Origin of the sequence: Herbiconiux sp. (genome assembly GCF_023264895.1) — a bacterium.
Taxonomy (GTDB): Bacteria; Actinomycetota; Actinomycetes; order Actinomycetales; family Microbacteriaceae; genus Herbiconiux.
The window spans coordinates 22,048-26,475 of the sequence record NZ_JAHFUY010000003.1; the positions used below are offsets into that span (position 1 = coordinate 22,048).

The 4,428-nt window shown below is 71.4% G+C and carries 5 protein-coding genes and 1 pseudogene; 1 reads left to right on the plus strand and 5 read right to left on the minus strand.

Going from position 1 to position 4,428, the window contains the following annotated elements:
- Positions 1-71: 71 nt before the first annotated feature.
- The 3 genes from Q0D57_RS00560 to Q0D57_RS00570 are packed head-to-tail and all read right to left on the minus strand — an operon-like array spanning position 72 to position 1,821.
- Positions 72-506 (minus strand): RidA family protein, encoded by a 435-nt coding sequence (locus Q0D57_RS00560; protein WP_291036605.1) that lies wholly within the window; start codon positions 504-506, stop codon positions 72-74.
- On the minus strand, positions 503-1,399 hold the full coding sequence (locus Q0D57_RS00565; protein ID WP_291036608.1) for an acyl-CoA thioesterase domain-containing protein: 897 nt from the start codon (positions 1,397-1,399) through the stop codon (positions 503-505). The genes Q0D57_RS00560 and Q0D57_RS00565 overlap by 4 nt, the downstream gene beginning before the upstream one ends.
- Entirely contained in the window at positions 1,396-1,821 is a 426-nt protein-coding gene (locus Q0D57_RS00570; protein ID WP_259529276.1) for a cupin domain-containing protein, read from the minus strand. The genes Q0D57_RS00565 and Q0D57_RS00570 overlap by 4 nt, the downstream gene beginning before the upstream one ends.
- 108 nt (positions 1,822-1,929) lie before the next feature.
- Between Q0D57_RS00570 and Q0D57_RS00575 the strand changes: the two genes are divergently transcribed.
- Complete coding sequence (locus tag Q0D57_RS00575; RefSeq protein ID WP_291036612.1) at positions 1,930-3,522, plus strand: NAD(P)/FAD-dependent oxidoreductase; 1,593 nt, start codon at positions 1,930-1,932, stop codon at positions 3,520-3,522.
- A gap of 89 nt (positions 3,523-3,611) precedes the next feature.
- Here Q0D57_RS00575 and Q0D57_RS00580 read toward each other — a convergent pair whose 3' ends face one another.
- Positions 3,612-4,046 (minus strand): PaaI family thioesterase, encoded by a 435-nt coding sequence (locus Q0D57_RS00580; RefSeq protein ID WP_291036617.1) that lies wholly within the window; start codon positions 4,044-4,046, stop codon positions 3,612-3,614.
- Positions 4,043-4,428 (minus strand): annotated as a pseudogene (locus Q0D57_RS00585) (bifunctional salicylyl-CoA 5-hydroxylase/oxidoreductase); the annotation flags it as partial. The pseudogene Q0D57_RS00585 and the gene Q0D57_RS00580, both read right to left, overlap by 4 nt.

The following is a 4,428-nucleotide window of genomic DNA, read 5'->3' on the forward strand; positions in this document are numbered from 1 at the left end:
CCGCGAAGCGGACGCGGGATGCAACGCGACAGGAAGATCCACCCCGCGGCACGCCACCCCGAGCCCGAAGGCTAAGAAGCAGCAGCCGCCGCCGACCCGATCACAGCAACACCCTTGATCTCGATGAGCGCCTCGGGCTGCCACAGGGCGGTGGTCCCGATCCCCGCCATCGCCGGGTAGTCCGACCCGGCCAGCTCGCGCCAGATACGGCCGATCTCGCGGCCGTGGGCCTGGTAGTCGGGGATGTCGGTCAGGTAGATGGTGACCTCGACCAGATCGGAGGCCGTGCCGCCGGCGTGCTCGAGCGTGGCGATCACGTTCGAGAACGCCTGCCGGAACTGCTCCACGATGCCCCCGGGCACGATGGCTCCGTCGGCGCCCATGGCGGTCTGACCTCCGAGGTAGACGGTGTCGCCCACCTTCGTGCCGTGGGCGAAGCCGGAGGGCTTCGACAGGTTCGGCGGGTTGACGGTCTGCTTGGTGCGCGCGGGCGTGGATTCGGTCAAGACGAAGCTCCTGAAGGGGTCGATGAGGGAAGGCGGATCATGCCCTCCTGGGCGACGGAGGCGAGCAGCCGCCCGTCGGTGGAGAAGAAGGAGCCGTGCACGAGCGCGCGCGAGCTCTGCAGCGACTGCAGCTGCTGGGCGTAGAGCACCCACTCGTCGGCGCGGCCGTCGCGGTGGAACCACATGGCGTGGTCGAGGCTCGCGGTCGCGAGCCCGGCGCTGGCCCACGGCGTCGAGGTGGCGCGCAGGGCGCTCTCGAGGATCGTGTAGTCGCAGACATAGGCGAGCGCGGTGCGGTGCACATCGAGGTCGTCGGGCAGGGCGTCGAACGCCTTCACCCACACGGCCTGGTGGGGCACCGCGGCTCCGTCGACGTCGAAGTAGACGGGCGAGGGCACGTGCCGCATGTCGAAGCTCCGGCCGGAGGCCCAGTAGGCGGCGGCCGGCCCCTCGACCCCGGCGACGGCCTCGGCCGACGACGGAAGCGAGTCGGGAGCGGGCAGCGACGTGGGCATGTCGATCTGCAGGTCGGGCCCGTCCTCCGGCACCTGGAACGTCACGGTCGCGATGAACGCCGACTTGCCGTTCTGCTGCCCGGTCACGGTGCGGGTGGAGTACCCGCGGCCGTCGCGCACCCGATCGACGGCATACGAGACCTCGCTCGAGACGTCGACGGGTCGCAGGAAGTGACCGTGGAACGAGTTGACCCGGCGGTCGGAGTCGGTGGTGCGGATGGCGGCGGCGAGCGCCTGCGCCACCATGTCTCCGCCGTAGGCCTTGGGCCAGGGCACGTACTGGGTGCGCGCGGTGAAGACGTCGCCGCCGGCATCCGTCAGGTCGACCGCTGCAAGGAACGGAGCGGACGTCGGCGGGAGTGAGGGCGAGGAGCTCATGCCCGCCGGTAGCCCTCGAGCGTCGAGTCGTCGACGTCGTCGAGGTTCACCACGATGTTCTCGGGCGTGCGGGTGGTCAGCCACACGAGCTCCTCGGTGGTCGACATGTTCGCCTCGACGTGCGGCATGAACGGCGGCACGAAGACCCAGTCGCCCTCGCTCATGTCGAGCCACTCCGAGAAGCCCTCGCCGAAGTAGATGCGGGCGGAGCCGCGCAGCACGTAGCCGCCGGTCTCGGCCTCGCCGTGGTGGTGGGGGAACGACCGGTAGCCCGGCTCGTTGCTGACCTGGCCGAACCAGATCTTGGTGGCGGGGGTGTGCTGGATGCTCACTCCGGAGACGCGGACGGCTCCACCGGACTGGCCGGTCTCGGTGTGCTCCTCACCACGGCGGGTGACGACGGGGACGATCTCTGCTGACATGGCTACCTCCACCGGCACGCTATCACCGGAGCGCACAAACCACACACTTTTATTCCGTTCGTAACATGAATGTGCCATTTGCGACCGGATGCCCGGTATCGTCGAGTCATGGAGCGCACAGTCGACGCCGTCATCATCGGATCCGGGATCAACGCCCTCGTGGCCGCCGCCGAGCTCGGCAAGGCCGGCTGGTCGGTGGCCCTCGTGGAGAAGAATCCCGAGATCGGCGGCTTCATCGCCTCGGGCGAGCTGACCGAGCCGGGTTTCGTGCACGACACGTACTCGTCGTGGCATCCGCTCTTCGTCTCGGGTGCCGCCTACGCCACCCTCGGCCCCGACCTGCACGCCCAGGGCCTGGAGTACTGCAACACCGACGGCCCGCTCACGGGCAGCATCTCCCCCGACGGTCGTGCCGCCGTGGCGCACCGCGACCCCGTGGCCACGGCCGCCGCCTTCGAGCACGCCTCCGACCGCGAGAACTACCGGCTCATGCTCGACCAGATGGGCGGCCGCGCCCCCGTCGTGTTCGGCGCCCTCGGCTCCGAGCTCCGCACCACGGCCGCCGTGGGCCTCGCCGCGAAGGCCCTCCGCACCTTCAAGCTCAAGGGCAGCGAGTCGCTCGCCCGCGACGCCCTGATGAGCGGCCGCTCCTTCGCCCGCGAGCGCTTCAAGGGCGACGAGGCCGACCGCCTGTGGGCGCCCTGGCTGCTGCACGCGGGGCTCTCGCCCGACAGCGCGACGGGCGGCATGATGTTCGCCATCATGGCGCTCTCGATGCACGGCTTCGGCCTGCCGGTGGTCAAGGGCGGCGCGGGTGAGTTCGTGAAGGCCTTCCGCGGCGTGCTCGAGCAGAACGGCGTGCAGATCGTGACCGGCACGAGCGTGGAGAGGATCATCGTGGCCGACGGCCGCGCCACCGGAGTCGAGACCAGCTCGGGCCGCGTCCTGGCCCGCCGCGCGGTGCTCGCCGGCACCACCCCCGGCGCCCTCTACCGCGACCTCCTGCCCTCGGCCGCGGTGCCCGCGCGCACCCGCAGCGAGGCCGCCCGCTACCGCTACGGCCGCGCGGCCATGCAACTGCACCTCGCGCTCGACGCCCCGCTGACCTTCACGGATGCGCGCCTCGACGAAGCACCGCTCGTGCACGTCAGCGACGGCTCCGGATCGACCGGGGTCGCCTGCGCCCAGGCCGAGGCGGGCCTTCTGCCGAGCGCCCCCACGGTGGTGATCGGCCGTCAGCACCTGCTCGACCCCACGCGCGTGCCCGAGGGCAAGGGCTCGCTGTGGCTGCAGCTGCAGGAGGTGCCGTTCGAGCTGAAGGGCGACGCCTCCGGAACCATCGCCGGTGCCGACGGCGGCTGGTCGCCGGACGTCGTGCGCGCCTACGTCGACCGCGTGCTCGACCGCGTGCAGTCGGTGGCGCCGGGCCTCCGCGACTCGATCCTCGCCACCGAGGTCATCACCCCGCAGGATCTCGAGGCCTACAACCCCAACGCCGTCGCGGGCGACCCCTACGCGGGCTCCGCCGAGATCGATCAGAACCTGCTCTGGCGCCCCCTGCCCTCGGCCGGCACCCACAAGACCTCCGTCAAGGGCGTCTGGCACCTCGGCGCCTCGTCGCACCCGGGCCCCGGCCTCGGCGCGGGCTCCGGCCACCTCGTGGCCACCGCCCTCGCGAAGACCCACCGCCCCCGCACCTAAGTGCGGCGGAGAAACGCGAACGTCGTGCACACCGGCGCTCTCAGGGCGTTGGTTGCACTCAGGTTCGCGTTTGTCCGCGCCTCAACAGATCAGTCGGCCGGCAGGTCGCGCACGGCGATCACCATGCGGGTCACGGCGTACCGCACGGCGCCCGCCTCGTCGCCGATCGTGACGTCCCAGACCCACGTGGTGCGGCCCCGGTGCAGCGCCTCGGCGCGCGCCACGAGCACTCCGGGCACGGGTGCCGAGCGCAGGAAGTTGGTGCTGTTCGACAGCCCCATGCCCACCCGGCCCGACGGCCGCACGGCGTGGTTCGTGCCCTCCGAGGCGATCGCCTCGGCGATGGCGCAGTAGACCCCGCCGTGCACGACTCCCGTGGGCTGGGCGTGCTGCGGCCCGGTCTCGAGCCGGGCCTCGGCAACACCCTCCCCCAGCGACACGATCTCGAGACCGTAGTGCTGATCGAAGGGCGACACCGAGAACGGGCCCAGACTCGCGCCCGCGGCCGCGCCCGCCGCACTCACGGCGTCTGCGCCCGACGGCGTGCCCGCAGCCCCGACTTGTACTGCTTCGGCACGGTCTTGTCGCGGTAGCCGAGGTCGAGCGCGGCGTTGAGCGTCCAGTACGGGTCGACGAGGTGCGGCCGCGCCAGCAGAGCGAGATCGGCGCGCCCGGCCACGAGGATGGTGTTGACGTCGTCGATCGACGACACCGCCCCCACCGTCATGGTCGGGATGCCGGCCTCGAGCCGGATCCGGTCGGCGAACGGCGTCTGGTAGAGCCGGCCGTAGTTGGGCTTGGCCTCGGTGCTGGTCTGCCCGGTGGAGACGTCGATGATGTCGCAGCCGTGCTCCTTGAGCACCCGGGACAGCTCCACGGCGTCGTCGCCGGAGAAACCGCCGTCGA